Genomic DNA, 19300 nt, shown 5'->3' with positions numbered 1-19300 from the left:
TTTGGTTATGTTAGCAAGTTGTTTTAAAAACAAGTGTTGATTCACTCCCGTTTTGGAACCCATTCCAGCCCTAAGATGGCGCTGTCGAATAAAACCAAAAGGGTGATAACAGATGAGCAATGTAGATCTGCTAGGACGCCGTAATTTCATCAAGGGTATGGGAGCCGCTGCGGGTGTCGCAATGGCCGCGCCTGCGATGGCAGTTTCCGAGAAAGCTGACGGTGTGAAATGGGACAAAGAAGTTGAAGTATTGATTATCGGTTCAGGTTTTGCCGGCTTAGCGGCGGCGATTGAAGCGACGCGCAAGGGCGCGAAAGATGTGCATATCTTCGAGAAGATGGCCTACTTCGGTGGTAACTCTGCCATTAATGGTGGCCTATTTGCCGCACCGGGTACGCCGATGCAGAAGAAGGAGGGGGTAGAAGACTCGGTCGATCGTATGGTGGCGGACCAGCTCAAGTCCGGCCGCGGCATCGCCGATGAAGCCCTGCTACGTCATGTGGCTTCGCACGCCGTCGAGGCATTGCAGATGACGATAGATGCGGGCGCCGAGTTCCATCCTTACCTGCAACAGCTTGGTGGTCACTCTGTGGCTCGTACTTACCAGACGACCGTTAGCTGTGGCGCCGGTATTACTCAGCCCCTCTATAAAGAATGTAAGAAGCTGGGTGTTCACACCCATAACCGTTCTAAGTTTGAAGGCTTCTTGGTGGGCGACAAGGGCGAAGTGCTCGGCGTGAAAATGCGTGAGAACTACCACTTCGGCGAAGACCAGCCCGGCAAAGTGCTGAAGATCCGTGCCAAGCGCGGGGTGATCATGGCAACCGGCGGATTCGCGCAAAACGTGGATCTGCGTATGGCGCAGGACCCGACACTGACCTCTGAGGTGGGGTGCACCAATGCCCCAGGCGCAACCGGTGAAGGCATGTATGAGATGTTCCGCCTGGGCGCGATTCCGGTTCACTTAGCACACATTCAATCTGGCCCATGGGCGTCGCCTGACGAAGGTGGATTTGGCTATGTATCTAACTACTCTATCTACAACTTCCCACACTCTATGGCGATCAACCGCCTGACGGGTAAGCGTTTTATGAATGAGATTGCCGACCGCAAGACACGTGCCGATGCCGAGCTGGCATGCCGTGACGAGCAGGGTAACGCGCTACCGCCAATCTTGATCACCAGCTACAAGGATTCTAAGAAGCATCCAAACACCAAGAAGGTGATCAAGTACAACGTAGGCTGGAAGTTCGACACCATCGAAGAACTGGCGAAACACTTCGAGGTACCTCTGAAGCCGCTGAAAGCGCAGATTGAAGAGTACAACGGCTATGTGAAGAGTGGTGAAGATAAGCAGTTCGGCAAGAACATGACCAAGGCAAAAGATAAGTATATCGAGGCGCCATTTACTGTGGTTCGCCTATGGCCAAAAGTGCACTACTGCCAGGGCGGTGTTCAGGTGAATACCAAGGCTGAGGTGAAAGACAGCTTCACCGGCAAGTCGATTCCTGGTCTGTACGCCGCGGGCGAGGTGTGTGGTGGCATCCACGGCGTCAGCCGCCTGGGTAGCTGCTCAATTCCTGAGTGTATGGTAATGGGTATGACGGCTGCGCGCAGCGTCATGAAAGCTTAACGACCGGTTATTAAGAGGAATCAATAATGAAAAAGGTAAATATTGTACTCGCGCTGGTCTTAGCTGGCTTAGTGAGTCTGTCGGCCCAGGCTGTAGAGCAACGTGCCTGGCACAAAGAGGTGATCGGCAAAGATTGTAAGGTGTGCCATGACAATGGCATCAAGCAGTTCCCATCGGATCAGGCGTGTCTGCAGTGCCATGATGTCGATGACCTGGCCGCACAGACGGCCCGTAGCGAAGAGGATAAGTGGCAGAATCCACACAACAATCTTCACTATGGTAAAGACCTGCCTTGTCAGGAATGTCATGGCGAACATAAGTCGAAGAAACCTTTATGCAGTAACTGTCATACCTTCAAGTTTGACAAGCATAAAGAGTAACTTCCTCTAAGAGAGGCCCATGAGCTTCATGGGCTTCTCTTATCTTGCATCTCCCCCGCTGTAAAGCGGGCATCACGAGCCCTGACAGCTTCCCCTCAGGCTTGTGCAACATCTTCGAGCGACAGAGACAGTTAATTATCCCTGCAAAGACAATTTACCGTTAGCCGTTTCGCTTTATATGCCCCTTTGTTAGACATGGCTTAGGGGCTTTTTTTATGCCTCATCAGTTAAATAATTTCTTTATAAACATTGAGTTATTAAATGTGTGAGCTGGGTTGTTATTTCCCCGTTCAGATTGTTGCAAATAGGTGCTGATTACATTTTTGGAACGGATTCCAAGCATATTATGCCGCTTAGTAAGTGGTGAAAAACAATATGTAAATAAGGATGAGATGAATGAAAAAGACCATTATTGCGTTGTCATTATTGTCGGCCAATGGCGCGATGGCGGCGAGCCTTCCCGACTTTCTTGATCAGCAGGATATCGACAATGCCGAGTTCAAATGTCTGGGAGCGCCAGTCGAGTACAGCGCGGCGGATCAGAAGTATGTCGACATGCTGTGGGACGAGACCCTGACTTACCTCAAGGCCTATGCCATTGCCTTAACTAATGGTGAGAACAGCCACTGTCTGAACTCAGATGAAGCCCTGTTCGATACGACTCAAGGTGGCCAGAAGATCTGCATCATGGATCGCCGCGATATGAAGCTGATGGTGAAGAATATCTATCAGGTGATCAATAACCCTGACAAGGCCAAACAGTGTTTCGGTGCCCGTGAAGAGGTCAACTGGATCTACAATCCGGGTGGCGAGCTCACCAAGCATTCTCCCGTGGCACAACATTTTAAGCGCACCAGCTTCGATGAGTTCTTCAAGACCAAGGTGACCAACAAGGAGGTGCAGAAACTGGGGAAAACCTTTACTAAAAACTTCGCCAAGATGGTTACCGGTGATGAAGTGAAGATGCCGTCGGCCTTCCCCTATGACATCAGCGCCAATGCCCTGCCAAACCTCTGGGCGGCGGCGGGCTGGTTCCCTATGTACGCCGAAGAGAGCAAGCGTAACGACAAGAACTTCAACAATATTCGTGGTGGCTATGCCTACGCCGAGATCTTCGGTCATTGGGGATTGCTGCGCATCGATGAGATCAATGGTGAGAAGGTGGGCGCCGAGGTGGGGATGACGGTGCAGTCGGTCGATACCCTCTACCCTTACCATAACCATGCCATCTCTGAGATCTACTACAACATGCGCGTCCCCGCGTGTACCAATCAGTTTAAGAGCTTTGCCGTACGTGCAGACTCGCCTCTGCTTACCACGGTCAAAGAAGATGACAAGATGCGCAGGGTGCAATTCGATGCCGCCCAGCACAACGGCCATACCCAGTGGCTTGCAGGCAGCTCCCAGCAAGATTCACTGCTCTACTTCCACCAAAACACCATACACGCCTTCGATGTGGACGGCAGCTGTGAGGCCAAGCCTGAGGAGCGGGCCATAGTCTCTGTCTGGGCCAGAAGTAATGCCCACGACAAGCGCAACGATTATGGCACCACGCTCCTGTGCGAATCGGCTAAGCATCCCGGCACACCGGCCAATAAGGATGAGGTTATTCAGTGCGACCTGACTCATCTGAAGTGGTAACGGCACAAACAATAAGGCCAAGCATATGGCCAATTTAAAGTTCGCCGTGCGCCTTTGTTGCACGGCAATTAACAATAAAGGGTGAAATGATGAAGAAGTTTAATGTGTCTTTCGTTGTGGCGCTGTTGCCCCTAGCTTTGGCGGGAGTGGCCCAGGCGCAAGAACAAGAAGATGGCATCGATGTGTCGGGCACCGTTAGGGTGAACTACGCCTACAAGGATTACAGCGAGAGCTCAAAAGACAAAGGCGGTGACCTTGCCTTCGATATGGCGGCGGTCAAATTTAACGGCAAACTCGGCGACTGGGGGCTGGCGAGTGAGTATCGCTTCTATGATGGTTGGCAGGCGCTGCGTTATGGCTATGGATTTTACGACCTCAATTCCGAGTGGCAACTGCAGTTCGGGGTGAATCAGGTGCCTTTCGGTAATCCAGGCTTTATCTCTAACAGCTTCTGGTTTGGCGTGCCTTATTACCTGGGCTTCGAAGATGACTATGACTTGGGTGTCAAAGGCGTTTATAAGCAGGGTGCCTGGGGCACTGAGATGGCCTTCTACAAGAATGCCGAATATGGTGCCAGCCGCGCCGACCGCTACTCTACCGATCTCTATAGCGGTGTCGTCAATGGCACCGAATATCACAACGAGGAGACCAACCAGTTAAACCTTCGTCAAACCTATGAGATGAGCTATGAAGGCGGCAAGACATTGTTTGGTGCCTCGGTCGAATATGGCCAGATCTACAACAATAAGACGGGCAACAATGGCGACCGTTATGCCGTTGCACTGCACATGGATAGCAGCTACAAAGGCTGGAACCTACAACTGCAGGCGATGCAGTATGAATATGATGCGGCAGACGCGCTAGATAGCAATAAGATCGCCGTAGCGGCCTACAACTGGCAGTACGAGATCGCCGCTAAGGCCCAGGCCTATAGCGTTAACCTTGCCAAGACGTTAGCCACCGACTGGGGCAGCCTGAAGTTCTATAACGACTTTGGCATGGTCACCCCGGATGTGGCCGATGACAGCTACGATACCAGCTATCAAAACGTCACCGGCTGCGCCATCGCGGCAGGTGCCACCTATACCATGGTCGACTTCATAGTAGGCAAGAATATGTACGCCTCCACCCGTGACAATGGCCATGTGGGCCTGCCCGAAGTTGGCGACAGCTGGGATAAGCGGATTAACATCAACTTCGGCTACTACTTCTAGCCAGCAGCGAGTTGAAGCTGATTGAATAAAGCCAACCTTAGGGTTGGCTTTCTCTTGTCAATTTATGATGGAGTTAGTCTTCAGCTACTTCAGCCAGATTGTGCACATTCGCCTTGATCAGGGTGATCAGCTGCAGTGTGGCATCTGTCTGGGTATCTGGGTTGAGGTAGAGGGACTCGTTAAACACAGGCAGTACAGGTAGCTGGTGCTCCAGAGGATCCAGGATCTGCATCTTGTCGTTGACCCTGAACTCGGCGATGGGGGCTATGGTGAGATCGTTCTCGACCGCCATACACAGCGCCTGTGGCGAGGGGCTCGACAATAGCACGTTGATCGGCCTCATCGTCAGCTGGTGATTGGCAAATACCTGGGCCCGTATCGGGCAGTTTTCCGGATAGAGAGCCATGGGAATGGTTTCACGCTTGTGGGCGTTACCACCCTTGGCCGCAACCCAGTGGAACTTGCGCTCGAATAGGAGCTCGCCATTGACAGGCGGCTGCCAGTGGGTGGCGACGATAAGGTCGAACTCCCCCTGTTGCAAACGCTTGTAGAGGTTGCCGCTGACATCTGTGTCGATCACCAGCTCGATACAGGTAAATTCGCGAATGAACTCCAGCAGGCAGCTGCCGAGGTAGCGCTTGATATAGTCAGTCGGCACGCCCAGGCGGATGATCTCGCGGTTCTGACACTCCTTGAGGTCATCCAGTGCCTGGGAATTGAGCTGCATCATCTTATAGGCATAGTTCAACAGTGTCTCACCGGACTCGGTGAGTGTGACGCCCTTGTTGTCTCTGATCAACAGCTCCTGCCCCACGCTCTCCTCGAGCTTCTTGATTTGCAGGCTGAGGGTCGATTGCGTGCGACAAATCTTATCGGCGGCTCTCGACAGGTTGCCCGCCTCGGCTACCGCTATAAAACTCTCGAGTAATTCGATTTTTAACATGTGCTATTGAGATTGTTCATAGTGGTATCAGTATTACTCAATATCCGCTGGCGCAGAACACTGTTATCGTTTGATTGTGAAGTTGCAACTAAGATGTTTCGGAAAGTGTGATGGGGTCGATATGAGTAGTTGGGAGCAAAGAGAAGTCTATCTGGTTGAGGTGGCGCAGCGCTGTCTGAGGGGGCATCAGAGTTTTGAACTGTGCCGCTCTCATCTTGTTGCGGCCAGCCAGATCTCCAAGGGTACCATCTACAATCATTTCACCACAGAGGCCGATTTGGTGGTGGCCGTAGCCTGTGCGCAATACCAAGGTTGGCTCAGGGCTGCCGAGAGTGAACAGCAGCGCTATACAGACCCCTTTGAATGTTATCTGTTTCATCACTGTCTGCGCCTCTATGATGTCTTAGCGCAAAAGCGCTTTGTGATAGAGCGTCTCATGCCTAATCAAGAGTTGTTGCAGCAAGCCTCTGAAGAGTATCGCGATAGATTTAATGAGTTACTTGCACAATATTGTAAGTGGAATCAAAACATCATCTCAGCTGTGGGCGAGCGTCCTGGGTTTGATCGCTACGAACTTCTTAAGAATTATATTCGCGGTACTATGATCAACAGCGATGATGGTCTTAAGCGGTGTGATGACGTGCAAACCTATTATCAATTTAGCTATGCGATGGCCCAGTTAATGGGCCATTCAGATAGACGTATTCCCAGTAAGCAAACTTTCTCACTCTGGCTGCAGCAAATAGAGCAGCAGCACACTAACGCGGCAGCCTGATGGTGATCTCTAGCCCTTGGGGCTTGGCGTTGCTGGCGACTATCTGGCCCTGATGGGCCTGAATCGCTGCCTTGGCGATGGCCAGTCCCAGGCCCCAGCCGCCGGATTCGCGCTCTCGCGCCGATTGTGGGCGATAGAAGGGCTCGAAAATCGCCTGCAGATCCGCCTCATCCTCTATGCCCGGGCCGTCATCCTTGATGGTGAGGATCACCTGATTCGGCTCGGCTACGGCGCTGATGCTGATCTCCCGCTCGGCGTAGCGGATGGCGTTGCGCAGTAGGTTCTCAATCGCCCTGGCCAGGGGGCGCGGCTTGAGCATCAGCATCAGGCTATCGTTTATGTCGATCACCAGGGATTTCTGTTGCTGCTCCGCCTCGAACTCGGCATCGTCCAGCACCTGGCCCAGGGTCTCGGCCAGCGATAGCCGATGTTTGTGCTCATGGATATCCAGCTTCACCCGCGACAGCTCCAACAGTTCGGCGATCATCGCCTCCAGCTGCTCCGCCTCATAGCCGATGCGGTCTATCTCGGTCGAGGCCTGTCCCTTCTTGCGGGTGAGGGCGAGGGCCAGTTGCAGTCGGGTCAATGGCGTCCTGAGTTCGTGGGAGATATCGCTGATCAGTCGCTGCTGACTGTTGACCATGGACTCGATGGCGTCGGCCATGGCGTTAAAGGACTGCGCCAGCTGGCCTATCTCGTCCTTGCGCGCCGTGGTACTAGCATCGGCCCTGTGGCCGAGATCGCCGCTGGCCACCGCCTCGGCGCTCTGTTTAAGTGCGCGCAGGGGCTTACCCAAGTGCCAGGCCAGCAGGCCACACAAGAGGCCCGAGAGCAAGATCGCCAGGGTCAGCGTGAGGGCGATATTCTCGGCGAAGAAGAAGAACCAGGGCCTCGGGTGCATCTCGGCGAGGCGGCCATAGAGGGTGTAGCGTTTGCCCTCTATCTCGAAGGGCATGGGGCCAAACAGCAGCTCGCTCTTAAATTGGTGGCTGATGGGGTGGCCCGCCTCGTCGGCCATCAGCATGAAGCGCCGGATGCCGCGGGAGACACGTTGATTGTTGATCAGCTGGCCCTGCTCGTCGGCCACATAGAAGCGCACCGGCTTGTTGCCCATCTCCTTGAGTCTGTGCCAGTGTTTGTCGCGCTTCATGGTCAGCAGCTCGGGACTTTCCTGAATGCGCTCGACCACGCGTTCCAGCAGTCCCTGCAGATGGGGCGGAATAGGGGCCTGATCGTGATTCTGCTGCAGCAGCGGCAACAGGCCGACGATGGCGATGATCAGGCTGCTACAGAGCCAGAAGCTCAGCAGCAGCTTGATAAAGATGCGATTGGGGAGACTACTAATTTTCATCAGGTTAGCCAGATGTAGCCCTTGCCTCTGAGGGTCTTGACCCTGGGGCGGCCGTCGGCGCGTTCGGGCAGTTTCTTACGCAGATTAGACAGGTGCATATCCAGGCTGCGATCGAAGGGCATCAGCTTCTTGCCCAAGACATTCTCGCTGAGATTATCCTTGCTCAGCACTTCGCCACTGTGCTGGATCATATGATACAGCAGGCTAAATTCGGTGCCGGTCAGGATCAGCAGCTGATCCTGACAGACCACCTCTTGGCGGCTGGGGTCGAGCTTGATGTCGGCAAACTCCAGTATGCTGGGCTGCTGCTCGTCCATCTGATGGCTGGTGCGGCGGATGATCGCCTTGATGCGCGCCACTAGTTCGCGATCGTTGAAGGGCTTGGGCAGGTAGTCATCGGCGCCTATCTCCAGGCCAACGACTCTGTCTATCTCGTCGCCGCGGGCGGTGAGCATGAGTACCGGAGTCTGTTTCTTGGATCGCAATGCCTTGAGCACCTCGAAGCCGTTGAGCTTGGGCAGCATGACATCGAGCAGGATGAGATCGAACTGCTGTTCCAGTGCCAGGGCAAGTCCTGCCTCGCCATCGTGGGCAAGTGTGAGGTTAAACCCTTCAAGTTCAAGCAGTTGTGCTAGTAGTTCCGCTAGCCCTAGATCGTCATCGATTAACAGAATTTGGCTCATGGTACGTCTCTCTACACCTATAACAGCTTGAGTATACCCTTTTAGATGTCAATTGCAGTCTAAGAATGTAAGTCTAGGTAAAGGCGTGACGGGCAGCAGATTGTCACTCTTTGCGCAAACTTTACAGAGGTTTACCTAAGGAAAACCCTGCATTACATAGGGTGGCGTAAACTGTTAGTGTCGAAGCTCTTCCCAGAGCGAACTAACTATCCGCGATAAGCGTAAGAGGCAGATTATGAATAAGATGACCCTAAAATCAGGATTATTTGCGTTAATGACCAGCGCCGCCCTGTTGGCACCCGCTGTGTATGCGGCTGGCCCGGATGACGGCGGTTGTCGCCATGAGATGCGTGGTGATCACAAAGGCTACCACGGCGAGATGCACAAGATGTTTCGCGGCCTGGATCTCACCGATGCCCAGCGCACTCAGATGAAGGAGCTGATGCAGTCGCACCGCGAGGCGATGCAGGCTAAGCGTCCATCGGACGAGGTGCGTGCGGCTCACAAACAGCAGATGCTGGATATGATCACCTCAGACAGCTTCAACGAGGCCGATCTTAAGTCCATGACGGCCCAGCGCAGTGAGCTCAGAGCGCAGGCCGCGGTGGAGCGCATGAAGATGCAACGCGAAATCTATCAAATGCTTACCCCTGAGCAGCAGGCTAAATTTAAAGAGAATTTTGCCAAGCGTGGCGGACGTAAAGGAGATCGCCCATAGGGGATAACTGAGTTACAATTGGGTCATATTCTTCCCCTGCTAATTGTTAGCTGTAATATGACCCTATGACCGACACTTCCCAATACGATTTTTGGGTGAAACTGGCTAGCCGCGCCGCCGTGGCGACCGCGCTCACCCTGATAGTCATCAAGCTGGCGGCCTGGCTCTATTCAGGTTCCGCCAGCATGCTGGCTTCGCTCACCGACTCCTTCGCCGATGCCCTGGCTTCCATTGTCAACTTCATCGCCATTCGTTACGCCATTGTGCCCGCAGACCAAGATCACAGGTATGGTCACGGTAAGGCAGAGCCCCTGGCGGCCCTGGCCCAGTCGGCCTTCATCCTAGGCTCTGCGCTGCTGCTCTTGCTACATGGTAGCGACAGGCTGATCAATCCGACGCCTATCAATCATGCCATGGTGGGCGTGGTGGTGTCGGTGATCGCCATAGTGCTGACCCTGGCTTTGGTGCTGCTGCAACGCCGCGCCCTGGCCAAGACCTCCAGCACCATAGTGGAGGCCGATGCCCTGCACTATAAATCGGATCTGTTCCTCAACAGCGCCGTGCTGCTGGCCCTGGTCTTGTCGCAGTTTGGCTGGTGGTGGGCCGATGGCCTGTTCGCCATTCTGATCGCCCTGTTTATCGGTCAGCAGGCGGTGGATCTGGGTTACCGCTCGGCGCAGTCGCTGCTGGACCGGGAGCTGGATGCCGATACCAAGCTTAAAATCGTCCAGGCGATAGAGAAAGACCCGCGCATCAATGGTTTTCATGATCTGCGTACCCGCACCTCGGGCAAGACCACCTTCGTGCAGTGCCACCTGGAGCTCGACGGCAGACTGCCACTGGTGGAGGCCCATGCCATTGCCGATGCCGCCGAGGCAAGGGTGAGAAGCCTGTTCGAGCACGTGGAAGTGCTGATCCACCAAGATCCCGTCTAAGCTGCCCCAGGCGGCGAGGCCAAGCCAGGTTTCGCCGCCGAAAATTCTACACAATCCCGATTTTAGGGGAATTATTTCCCTGCCAATTCAAATCCAGTTCTTCTAGTATTAATTCCTCTACTGAGGAATTTTTATGGCAGAAGCTAAAAGTCGTGTCGGCCGTCCCAGTGGCGACACCCAAAATCGCGATAAGCTGATCCTGGCGGCGAGAAATCTGTTTATCGAACGTCCCTATGCTCAGGTGTCGATCCGCGAGATCGCCAACCTGGCGGGCACAGACCCCGGCCTGATCCGTTACTACTTCGGCTCCAAGGAGAAGTTGTTCTCCACCATGATCCATGAGACGGCGATGCCCGTGCTGGCCCAGCTGCATAAGGCGAGAAGAGAGACGCGCCAGGAGAGCCCGGCGGCCTTGCTACAGACCTACTACAGCGTCATGAGCAAGCATCCACACTTTCCCAGACTCATGCTGCGCATCGCCGGACTGGATCAGAGCCTGCCGGAAAACGCCGAGGTGACCAAGGCCTTCTACGAGGTGGTTAACTTCGAGAATATCGCCATATTTCAACGATTAAAGGAGAAGGGTCTGCTGAAGGACGATGTGGATGCCCACTGCGCTCAGCTGAGCTTCTTCGCCATGATGGTGTTTCCCTTTATCGTGCCGGAAAACTTACTCGAAAAGGTCGGCATAGAACTTACGCCGAGCTTTCTACAACTACTTGCCGAGCAAAATACCCGTCTACTGCAGCGTGGTCTGATGGACGTGAAGGATGAGAGAGATGAATAACAAGAAACGCTATCTATTAGTCGGTGTGGGCGTCGGCGTGCTGGCCATAGTGCTGGCGGCGCTGCTTAAACCTTCGCCCTCACTGGTGGCCGGATACGATAAGGCTAGGGCGGTCGAGGTGATGCCGCTGGCCCAGCAGCCTATCGCCCCCAGAGTCATCGGTTTCGGCCGGGTCGAGCCCAAGCATGTGTGGCAGGCGGTGGCCGAGGTGGGCGGCAAGGTGTTGTACCGCCATCCCCAGCTGGAAACCGGCCGCATGCTGCCCAAGGGCACACTGGTGCTCGAGATAGATCCACTGGAATACCAGCTCAAGGTCGCCCAGGCTCAGGCCAGCATGCATGCCACCCAGGCGCAGCTGACCCGTCTTGATCAACAGGAGAAAAACCTCAATACCAGCCTGAAGATCGAGGAGCAGAAGCTGGTGCTGGCCGAGCAGGAGTATCAACGTAAGCTGACCCTGAAGAAGCGCAACCTGGTATCGAGTTCGGAGCTGGAGAATCAGAAGCAGTCGCTGTTGGCCCAAACCAAGCTGGTGGAAGATCTACAGAGTTCCCTCAAGCTGCTTCCCGACGATCGCAAGGTGAGCGAGGCGCAGCTGAGCGTCGACAAGGCCTCCTTGCAGGACGCCGAGCGCCGCCTCAATCAGACCAAGGTGGTGCTGCCCTTCGATGCGCGGGTGTCGGATATCAATATCGAGCAAGATCAGGTGGTGGCTGCCGGTGCCGTGATGCTGGTGGCCCACAGGCTAGGCACAGCCGAGATCAAGGCGGAGTTGTCCTTGCAGGATATGCGCGCCCTGGTCAGCAGCCTGGTACAGGCGTCACAGCCCAGAAGCATGCCTTCAATCGACGAGTTTGGCTTGCAGGCGGAGGTAAGTTTTCAGGCGGGCAATCATAGCTTTAGCTGGCCGGCGCGGGTAACCAGAGTCGCCGAGACGGTCAACCCCAACCAGGCCACCATAGGCGTCTATCTGGAGGTGGAGCAGGACTTCAGCCAGATGGATCTGCTGCTACGTCCGCCGCTGACCAAGGGGATGTTTGTCAGCGCGGTGATCAGCGGTAAGCCCAGGGAACATTTCGTGATCCCCGAGCGGGCGCTGCGGGGCAATCAGATCTATCTGATGGATGCCCAGCAGAAGCTGGTGATCAAGCCTGTTGAAGTGCTGTTCCGCCACGAGCAGCAGGTGGCCGTCGAGGGTGAGCTGAAGGCGGGGGACGCCCTGGTGCTCAACGACCTGATCCCGGCGATCCCCGGCATGTCGCTCAAGCCCGTTACCAATGAGGGAGGGGCGCCGCTGTGATCGCCTACATCACTAGACATCCTACCCTGGCAAACCTCTTGATGTTGGCCTTCCTGCTGCTGGGTCTGCTTAACATGAGCAGTATCAAGCGCGAGACCTTTCCCGAGTTTGCCCCGCCCTATGTGATGGCGACCGTGGTCTACCCGGGCGCCTCGCCGGTCGAGGTGGAGGAGAGCATCTGCCTGCGGATGGAGGATGCGGTCGACGGCCTGGCCAATATCGAAGAGGTCAAGTGTGACGCCCAGGAGGGGATAGCCTCCATGCGTCTCAAGCTAGAGCCCAAGGCAGATCTGGGTCGCATGCTGGTGGATGTGCAGACACAGATCAACGCGATTCAGAACTTCCCGGCGCAGATCGAACCGCCCATCGTCAAGGAGCTGGACTGGGCGGAGCCCGTGGTGGATATCGCCATCGTCGCCGACACCAGTTGGCCACATCTGAAGAGCTATGCCGAGGATGTGAAGCGTCGTCTCAAGATAGACGCCGGGGTGAGCCTGGTTTCCATCGCGGGCTTCTCGGACCATCAGCTGCGCATCGAGCTCAATCAGGCGGATATGCGCAGGCTGGGGCTGACCGCCGCCGAGATCGCCGACAAGGTTGGCCGTCAGAACGTGAAGATGCCGGCGGGGAATATCGAGCTCAAGGATAAGAATATCCTGCTGAGGTTCGATGAGCGTAAGGTCACCCCGGCCTCGCTGGCGGAGATCATCGTCGCCTCCAACCCCGATGGTAGCGTGGTGCGTCTTGGCAATATCGCCAGCATCAGCGACAGGTTCGAGCTGGATGAGGAACATATTCAGTTCAACGGCAGTAATGCGGCGCTGATCAAGGTGCAGAAGAACAAGGCCGACGATGCGTTGCGGATCAAGGCCAAGGTGAGTGAGTTTATCGAACTGGAGCAGGCCCGCGCGCCGGACGGGGTGCGCCTGACCATGACCAACGATCTCTCCTCCGTGCTGCAAGACAGGCTGAAGATGATGATCACCAACGGCTGGCAGGGGATCATCCTGGTCTTCCTCAGCATGTGGCTGTTTTTCTCCCTGCGCTACTCCTTCTGGGTGTCGGCCGGTTTGCCGGTCGCCTTCCTCGGCGGACTCTACTTGATGAGCCTGTTCGGCGTGTCCATCAACCTCATGAGTCTGGTGGGGCTTTTGATGGCTATCGGTATCATGATGGATGACGCCATAGTGATCGCCGAGTCGATCGCCTCCCATATCGACAGAGGCATGGCGCCCCATGAGGCCGTGGTGAAGGGGGTGCAGAAGGTCGCTCCGGGTGTGGTCTCCTCCTTCCTGACGACTGTATTGATCTTCAGCGCGCTGCTGGGGCTGGATGGCCAGATGGGGGCGGTACTGTCGGCCATTCCGACCGTGCTGATCATGGTGCTGACCATCAGTTTGTTCGAGGCCTTCCTGATCTTGCCCAATCACCTGAATCACTCCTTGGCACACGCCAAGGCGGAGACCAAGCCTAACTCCATCGGCGAGCTCAAGGCTAAGTTTCTCACCCGCTTCGAGGCGTTTCGTAATAACAGCTTGGTGACTCTGGTAGCCTTCATGGTGCGCTGGCGCTATGTCAGCGTCGGCGCCACCATAGGCCTGCTGCTGATCTCTGTCTCTTTGGTGGTGGGCGGCGCGCTTAAGTTTGTGCCTTTCCCCGATCTGGATGGTGATATCGCCGAGGCGCGTATCATATTGCCGCCGGGCAGCTCCCTGAGTCAGACCCAGAAGGTGGTCGAGACGCTGATCGCCAGCGCTAAGCGTGTGGGCGATAGATACACCCATGAGGTGGAGGATGAGCATGAGCTGATCCGGGATATTACGGCCCAGTACAACTTTAACGCCGATGCCGGTGAGAGCGGCCCCCATGTGGCGACCGTCAGGCTGGATCTGTTGTCGGCAGAGACCCGCAATACCCTGATCGAGGCGTTTATCCGCGATTGGCGTATCGAGACGGGTGAGCTGGCGATGCCGCTGTCCTTGGTGTTCAAGCAGCCCACCATGGGGCCGGCGGGGCGGGATATCGAGATCCGCCTGCAGGGCGACGATCTGGATATGCTGAAACAGGCATCCGTGTCGCTGCAGAGTTATCTGGGGCAGTTTGATGGCATCAGCGGCATACTCGATGACATGCGTCCGGGCAAGGAGGAGATCAAGGTGAGCCTGCGTCCCGGCGCCGAGAGCTTCGGCATTGATGGCCAACTGGTGGCGGCCCAGCTGCGCAGCGCCTACTTTGGTCAGCTGGCCGACGAGGTGCAGGTAGGGCCGGAAAATATCGAGATCGAGGTGCGGCTCAACAAGTTGCAGGCAGGGGATCTACAGGCCCTAGCCAACTTCCCCATCATGCTGAGTGATGGCAGTCAGCTGCCGCTCTCCTCCATCGCCCTGCTGCTGGATCAGCGCTCCTATGTGCGCATCCAGCGCATCAATGGTCTGCGCAGCGTGACCGTGATGGCCGATGTGGACAATCAGCGCGCCAATGCCAACGAGACCATTGCCGCGATAAAGCGCGAGTGGCTGGCTCAGGTGCAGCAGAGCTATCCTCAGCTGAGGGTCGACTTCGAAGGCTCGGCCAAGGAGACGGCCAAGACCGGTAGCTCCATGGGCAAAGGCTTCCTCATCGGCCTGTTTGGCCTGTTCGCCATCCTGAGTTTTCAGTTCAGGAGCTATCTGGAACCCGCCGTGGTGATGCTGGCGATCCCGCTGGCGTTGATCGGCGTGCTCTGGGGCCATCTGCTGCTGGGCTATAACCTCTCCATGCCTTCTATCATGGGCTTCATCTCGCTGGCGGGAATCGTAGTGAACGACTCTATCCTGCTGGTGCAGTACATACGCCACCATGTGGATGAGGGAGATAGCGTGCATCAGGCGGTGGTGAGCGCCAGTCGCGAGCGTTTCAGGGCGGTGTTTCTCACCTCGCTGACCACTGCGGCGGGTCTCTTGCCTCTGCTGCTGGAAACCAGCCTGCAGGCCCAGGTGGTGCAGCCTCTGGTGGTGTCGATCGTCTTCGGTATCTTCGCCTCCACCCTGCTAGTGCTGTTTATCATCCCCTGTGCCTACGCCATCCTGGCCGACTTTGACAAGGTGAAGCCTCATACCGAGCTGTAAGGCGTTAAATAGAAAATAAAAAAGCGCCCGCTATGTGACCATAGCGGGCGCTTTCGCTTTTAGAATGTAGCTAGAGTGAGGCGGCCTCGCCCAGGTAACTCAGGCGTGCCATCTGGCTCTGATCTTTTAGCTCCAGCGCCTTGATGGCGTAGGGGGCGCCCAGACCCGAGGCCTTGAGCTGCTCGGCGTCGAAGCTCAGGCTCACCTGGCCATCGGCGTCTAGCCACTGGGCCGTCTCGGCCCGCAGGATATTGGCCTGCTTACCCTGAGCATCCGTACCCACTAACACGGCTGACACTTGATAGCGTCCAGGGCTGGCCACTTGCAGCTCGAACACCGCCTGGGTCGGCCTGGCGTTCTGCCAATGTATGCTGGCCTGATCCGCCAGCTTGGCCGCCGGCACATATTGCTTGAAGGCGGTCTTGACGGTGCGGATCAGTGGCAGGCCGTTGACCCGGGTCTCGACGTCGACCTGGATCTCGCTCAGGCCCAGGTTGCTGCTGGGCATCGCCAGCTCATCCGGTAGCTGGGCCTGCCAGTTATCGCCCTGCTTAACCACGGCCAGCCTGTGGTAGCGACCATCGCTCTGCTTGAGCGTCGCGGTCGGGCTAAGAGCGATATCGCTGTTGCTCAGCTTAAGATCGAACGCCAGCTTAGGGGCCTGACTGCTCAGACGGTTAGGCGCCGACAGGGCCAGCTGATAGGGGCTGCCCTTCTCCTTAACGTTAACCAGATAGCTGTCGTTGGCCCCAAGGGGCTGGACCACCTGTAGCTGATACACGCCGGGCGTCGCCTGCTTGGCGAGCCTCAAGGCACTGGAATCATCGACTATGCCAGCCGTCGCCATCGCCTGTGGGTCGCTCATGGATTGGATCATAGATGCCGACTTATCCACGCTCTGTTTGTCGACCTTGTAGAGGCGCAGCTGATCCGGCGAGATAACCGGGCTGTGTTGCAGGGCCCCCGAGCTGGCATCGCCGCGCGGCGCCACCCGGATCACGCTATCGTTCTGGCTGACCGCCAGCATGATCCCCTTGTTCAGCTCGGCGCCCGACACGGTGCGCCAATACTGATCGCTACTGCTCTGATCAAGCTGGCTTGGGGCCTGGATCTGGACCGTGGCACCCATGGGCGCGCTAAAACTGACGCCGCCGCGATTGCCGTTGACCGCTGGCAGCTCTGTGGTGGCCAGGGTATCTATGGTGAGATCCTCAGAGGTGGGTGCCAGCAGGGTCACCTGAGTGACTGTCATTGCGCTGGCCTGCGGGGTATTTTCTGTCTGAGAATCGTCGTTTTGACAGGCGCTCAGCAGGGCGGACAGGGCGAACACACTCGCCATTTTAATTGATGGTTTCATCTTATGGCTCCTAGATATGGTCGCGGATCAGGGTGTCGAGGTTGAAGCAGGCGCGGCGGCTCTGCTGATGGCTCAGAGGTTCCTTACCGGCGGTGCGCTGAATGTCTTTGAACCAGACTGTGCCCGCCGCCGATTGCGACTGACACTCCAAGAAGCCGTCCGAGCAGTCGTCGAGCCAGTTTTGTGTGGTCTCGAGCGCCACCTGATACTGATAGCCGGCGCAGTAGCTGTCGCCGTCCCAGAAGGCGGAGTCGACATCTGAGCCCACTACGACCTCGAAGGGCGAGGGCAGCGCAGGGCGACCCGAGGTGCCATAGAGCCAGCTGTTGTTATAGCTGCTCATCCAGCTGACCTGCTGCTGCTTCACCGCATCGCTACCATAGCCCAGCAGCCAACCCAAGGAGGTCTCAAACACATTGCCCTGGGTGACGGCATCGGCCAGCGGTGTGCCGCCGCTGGATGGTGCCAGGGCGATCACCTTGGAGGTGGCGTTGATGATCTTGGGATAGCGACTGTCCCAGGTGGGATTGGAGAGGATCCAGCGCACCACGTTGCCGCCGTTGGAGTGGGTCAGCAGGGTAAGATCGTTAATGTTTTTACTCTCGATAAACTGGGTGAGTTGCCCGGCTAGGCAGCCAGCGGCGGCGTCATCCCACATGTACTGGTCGAAATCGCAGTTGATCACCAGGTAGTTATCGGGCGAGGCAGCCCCCTGGCGGACGGAGTCGACAAACTCCCGTGTCCAATAGTCCGACAGCGCATCTGTTTGATGCCCGGTACCATGGATAAACACGAGTCCGGAAGCGGCATAAGTCAATGGGCTGACAGCAAACAGACCCAGCATCATGAGCTTTTTATAGATCTTCATTGGCTTATTTCTCTTAATTGATGTTGTTTTAGGTTTTGTTACCTGGTTTCAATCACCAGTTTCAGTAACTAGGTGTTAGCTACTCAGGTGTCAGTTACTCAGGCTTTAGTTACTCAGGGTTTAGTTACTCAGGGTTTTAAATATTCAGACACAGAGGTCAGACGTCGGACGTCAGACCTCTTAAGGGAAACTAACGGCAGGAAAGTGAGGCGGCAAGGCTTTTTAACGGTACTTTAGTACCAGTTAAACTAAGCTTAGGTGGTTGATTGTTTTAAACAAAAAGGCGTGCACCTATTTATGTTGTGTCAGCGGCCATGGCCCGCGTTTGAATAACGCGCGAAAAAAATTGCACCTTTGTTGTGCAAGCGGGCGCCGTCTGACTCATAGCCAGTGATTTTATCTGTCGGCGACCGGCTTCTCAGTTTTAGATAACTGCTTACCTAGTTTTGCTGGCTGAAAATCCGGTAGATTTTGACCGCTATCAAGGGTGCAGATGGGCCTGCTCGCTGAGATCCAAGAGCGCCTGGGCCGCCGGTGTCAGCGGCAGGTCTTTGCGCCAGATCAGCGCCAGATCCCAGGTGAGATTGGGACGAATAGGTTTGAACACCAGCTCGCTGCCCTGCAACTTGTGGCAGATAGGTTCGGGCAGGATGGCGACCCCCATCTGGGCCTCTACCATGGTTGCCAGAAAGTCCCACTGGCCGCTGCGAAAGGCGATGTTGAGCTGCACGCCCGCCTTGTGGCTCAGGCGGGTGATCAGCTTGGCCAACGAGAAGTCCTCGTTGTAGAGGATGAAGGGGTAGGCCTCGAAGTCCTGCCAGGTCACCGCTTCCTGCTGGGCGAGGGCATGGTCCTTGGGCAGGCAGGCCAGCAGCGGATAGCGGGTGAGGGCGCGGTTGGCCAGCTCGATGTCATGGGTAGTGGGCAGGGCGGTGAAGGCGATATCCAGGCTGTTATTGAGCAGCGCCTGCTCGCAGCCGAAGCCGCCATACTCATACATCTGTAGCTCTATGCCTGGATATTGCTGGCGAAAGGCGGTGAGTAGGTCGATGATCAGGCTGCTCATCATGGGGCAGACCCCAAGGCGCAGGTGTCCAGACTTGAGGCCGCTCAGGTTAGTAAGATCTTCCTGCAGCCTGTGCCACTGCCCCAAGATCTCCCGAGCGCTGTTTTCCAGCAGTATGCCCGCCTGGGTCAGCTCTATCTTCTGATTATTCCTGTGCAGCAGCTGCTGGCCGAGATTTTCCTCCAGTCGCTGGATGATCTTGCTCAGGGTTGGTTGGGTGATAAAAGACTTTTCCGCCGCCCGGGTAAAATTTCCCGTTTCAACCAGGGTGAGAAAATAATGTAAGGTTTTGATTGGTATGTTCATTCTGATTTGGCATTCACGGGATACTATTTATTCATTTTACTAATAGTCGCCTTAAGATTACTTTGATCCAGTTGGCAAAATGAGGGCAAGGTTAATGAAAGCGAATCAAAGTTTATGGGTAGGGGCTTTATGGCAGGCGGCAATGCCACGTGAAGTCATCGAATCCGAGTGTCAGTCTGAGAGTGTTGTTGTTAGCGCAAACAATACGCCTGCGGAAGAGGCGCCAAAGCACCCAG

16 protein-coding genes are annotated in these 19300 nt (G+C 55.9%); 10 read left to right on the top strand and 6 right to left on the bottom strand.

Translation table 11 applies throughout. The annotated features are described in order from the left end of the window. Positions 1–112: 112 nt before the first annotated feature. The 4 genes from ardA (at position 113) to K0I31_RS18515 (ending at position 4868) form a co-directional block, all read left to right on the top strand. Entirely contained in the window at positions 113–1633 is a 1521-nt protein-coding gene (gene ardA, locus K0I31_RS18530) for an acrylate reductase flavoprotein subunit ArdA (RefSeq protein ID WP_220079324.1), read from the top strand. Between the two features lie 26 nt (positions 1634–1659). After that, entirely contained in the window at positions 1660–2013 is a 354-nt protein-coding gene (ardB, locus tag K0I31_RS18525; protein ID WP_220059318.1) for an acrylate reductase cytochrome subunit ArdB, read from the top strand. Between the two features lie 396 nt (positions 2014–2409). Then, entirely contained in the window at positions 2410–3654 is a 1245-nt protein-coding gene (gene dddY / locus K0I31_RS18520) for a dimethylsulfoniopropionate lyase DddY (RefSeq protein WP_220079323.1), read from the top strand. An 86-nt stretch (positions 3655–3740) separates the two neighbouring features. Next, positions 3741–4868: a hypothetical protein gene (locus K0I31_RS18515; protein ID WP_220079322.1), complete on the top strand. Its 1128-nt coding sequence runs from the start codon at positions 3741–3743 to the stop codon at positions 4866–4868. A 73-nt stretch (positions 4869–4941) separates the two neighbouring features. Here K0I31_RS18515 and K0I31_RS18510 read toward each other — a convergent pair whose 3' ends face one another. Next, positions 4942–5811 carry a LysR family transcriptional regulator gene (locus K0I31_RS18510; RefSeq protein ID WP_220079321.1) on the bottom strand — a complete coding sequence of 290 codons (870 nt, stop codon included), beginning with the start codon at positions 5809–5811 and terminating at the stop codon, positions 4942–4944. Between the two features lie 121 nt (positions 5812–5932). Here K0I31_RS18510 and K0I31_RS18505 point away from each other — a divergent pair, with 121 nt between their 5' ends. After that, positions 5933–6586: a TetR/AcrR family transcriptional regulator gene (locus K0I31_RS18505; protein ID WP_220079320.1), complete on the top strand. Its 654-nt coding sequence runs from the start codon at positions 5933–5935 to the stop codon at positions 6584–6586. Here the strand turns inward: K0I31_RS18505 and K0I31_RS18500 are convergent. Then, the gene (locus tag K0I31_RS18500; RefSeq protein ID WP_220079319.1) at positions 6570–7937 is read right to left on the bottom strand and encodes an ATP-binding protein; all 1368 of its coding nucleotides are present in this window, start codon (positions 7935–7937) and stop codon (positions 6570–6572) included. The two genes, K0I31_RS18505 and K0I31_RS18500, sit on opposite strands and share 17 nt — an antisense overlap. Continuing rightward, entirely contained in the window at positions 7937–8620 is a 684-nt protein-coding gene (locus tag K0I31_RS18495; protein ID WP_220043591.1) for a response regulator, read from the bottom strand. The genes K0I31_RS18500 and K0I31_RS18495 overlap by 1 nt, the downstream gene beginning before the upstream one ends. A gap of 235 nt (positions 8621–8855) precedes the next feature. Between K0I31_RS18495 and K0I31_RS18490 the strand changes: the two genes are divergently transcribed. From K0I31_RS18490 to K0I31_RS18470, 5 genes are all read left to right on the top strand, one after another. Beyond that, positions 8856–9338, top strand: coding sequence for a Spy/CpxP family protein refolding chaperone (locus K0I31_RS18490; protein ID WP_258406530.1), 483 nt, complete (start codon positions 8856–8858; stop codon positions 9336–9338). A gap of 65 nt (positions 9339–9403) precedes the next feature. Next, positions 9404–10273 (top strand): cation efflux pump FieF, encoded by an 870-nt coding sequence (gene fieF, locus K0I31_RS18485; RefSeq protein WP_220043590.1) that lies wholly within the window; start codon positions 9404–9406, stop codon positions 10271–10273. A 133-nt stretch (positions 10274–10406) separates the two neighbouring features. Continuing rightward, complete coding sequence (locus tag K0I31_RS18480) at positions 10407–11060, top strand: TetR/AcrR family transcriptional regulator (protein WP_220079318.1); 654 nt, start codon at positions 10407–10409, stop codon at positions 11058–11060. Continuing rightward, positions 11053–12360 (top strand): efflux RND transporter periplasmic adaptor subunit, encoded by a 1308-nt coding sequence (locus K0I31_RS18475; RefSeq protein ID WP_220079317.1) that lies wholly within the window; start codon positions 11053–11055, stop codon positions 12358–12360. The genes K0I31_RS18480 and K0I31_RS18475 overlap by 8 nt, the downstream gene beginning before the upstream one ends. Continuing rightward, a complete protein-coding gene (locus K0I31_RS18470; protein WP_220079316.1) occupies positions 12357–15467 on the top strand; it encodes an efflux RND transporter permease subunit in 3111 nt (1036 codons plus the stop codon). Before K0I31_RS18475 ends, K0I31_RS18470 begins: the two co-directional genes overlap by 4 nt. A gap of 70 nt (positions 15468–15537) precedes the next feature. On the opposite strand, the gene K0I31_RS18465 is transcribed toward K0I31_RS18470, so the two are convergent. From K0I31_RS18465 to K0I31_RS18455, 3 genes are all read right to left on the bottom strand, one after another. Continuing rightward, on the bottom strand, positions 15538–16824 hold the full coding sequence (locus tag K0I31_RS18465) for a DUF4785 family protein (protein ID WP_220079315.1): 1287 nt from the start codon (positions 16822–16824) through the stop codon (positions 15538–15540). 10 nt (positions 16825–16834) lie between these two features. Continuing rightward, entirely contained in the window at positions 16835–17692 is an 858-nt protein-coding gene (locus K0I31_RS18460) for a hypothetical protein (RefSeq protein ID WP_220079314.1), read from the bottom strand. 481 nt (positions 17693–18173) lie between these two features. After that, positions 18174–19064, bottom strand: a complete 891-nt coding sequence (locus K0I31_RS18455; RefSeq protein WP_011867356.1) for a LysR family transcriptional regulator — start codon at positions 19062–19064, stop codon at positions 18174–18176. Positions 19065–19300 lie beyond the last annotated feature (236 nt).

It is taken from the genome of Shewanella spartinae (assembly GCF_019457555.1).
Taxonomy (GTDB): domain Bacteria; phylum Pseudomonadota; class Gammaproteobacteria; order Enterobacterales; family Shewanellaceae; genus Shewanella; species Shewanella loihica.
Note: the sequence above shows the minus strand (reverse complement) of the source record. Positions and strands in the feature narration are given on the sequence as shown.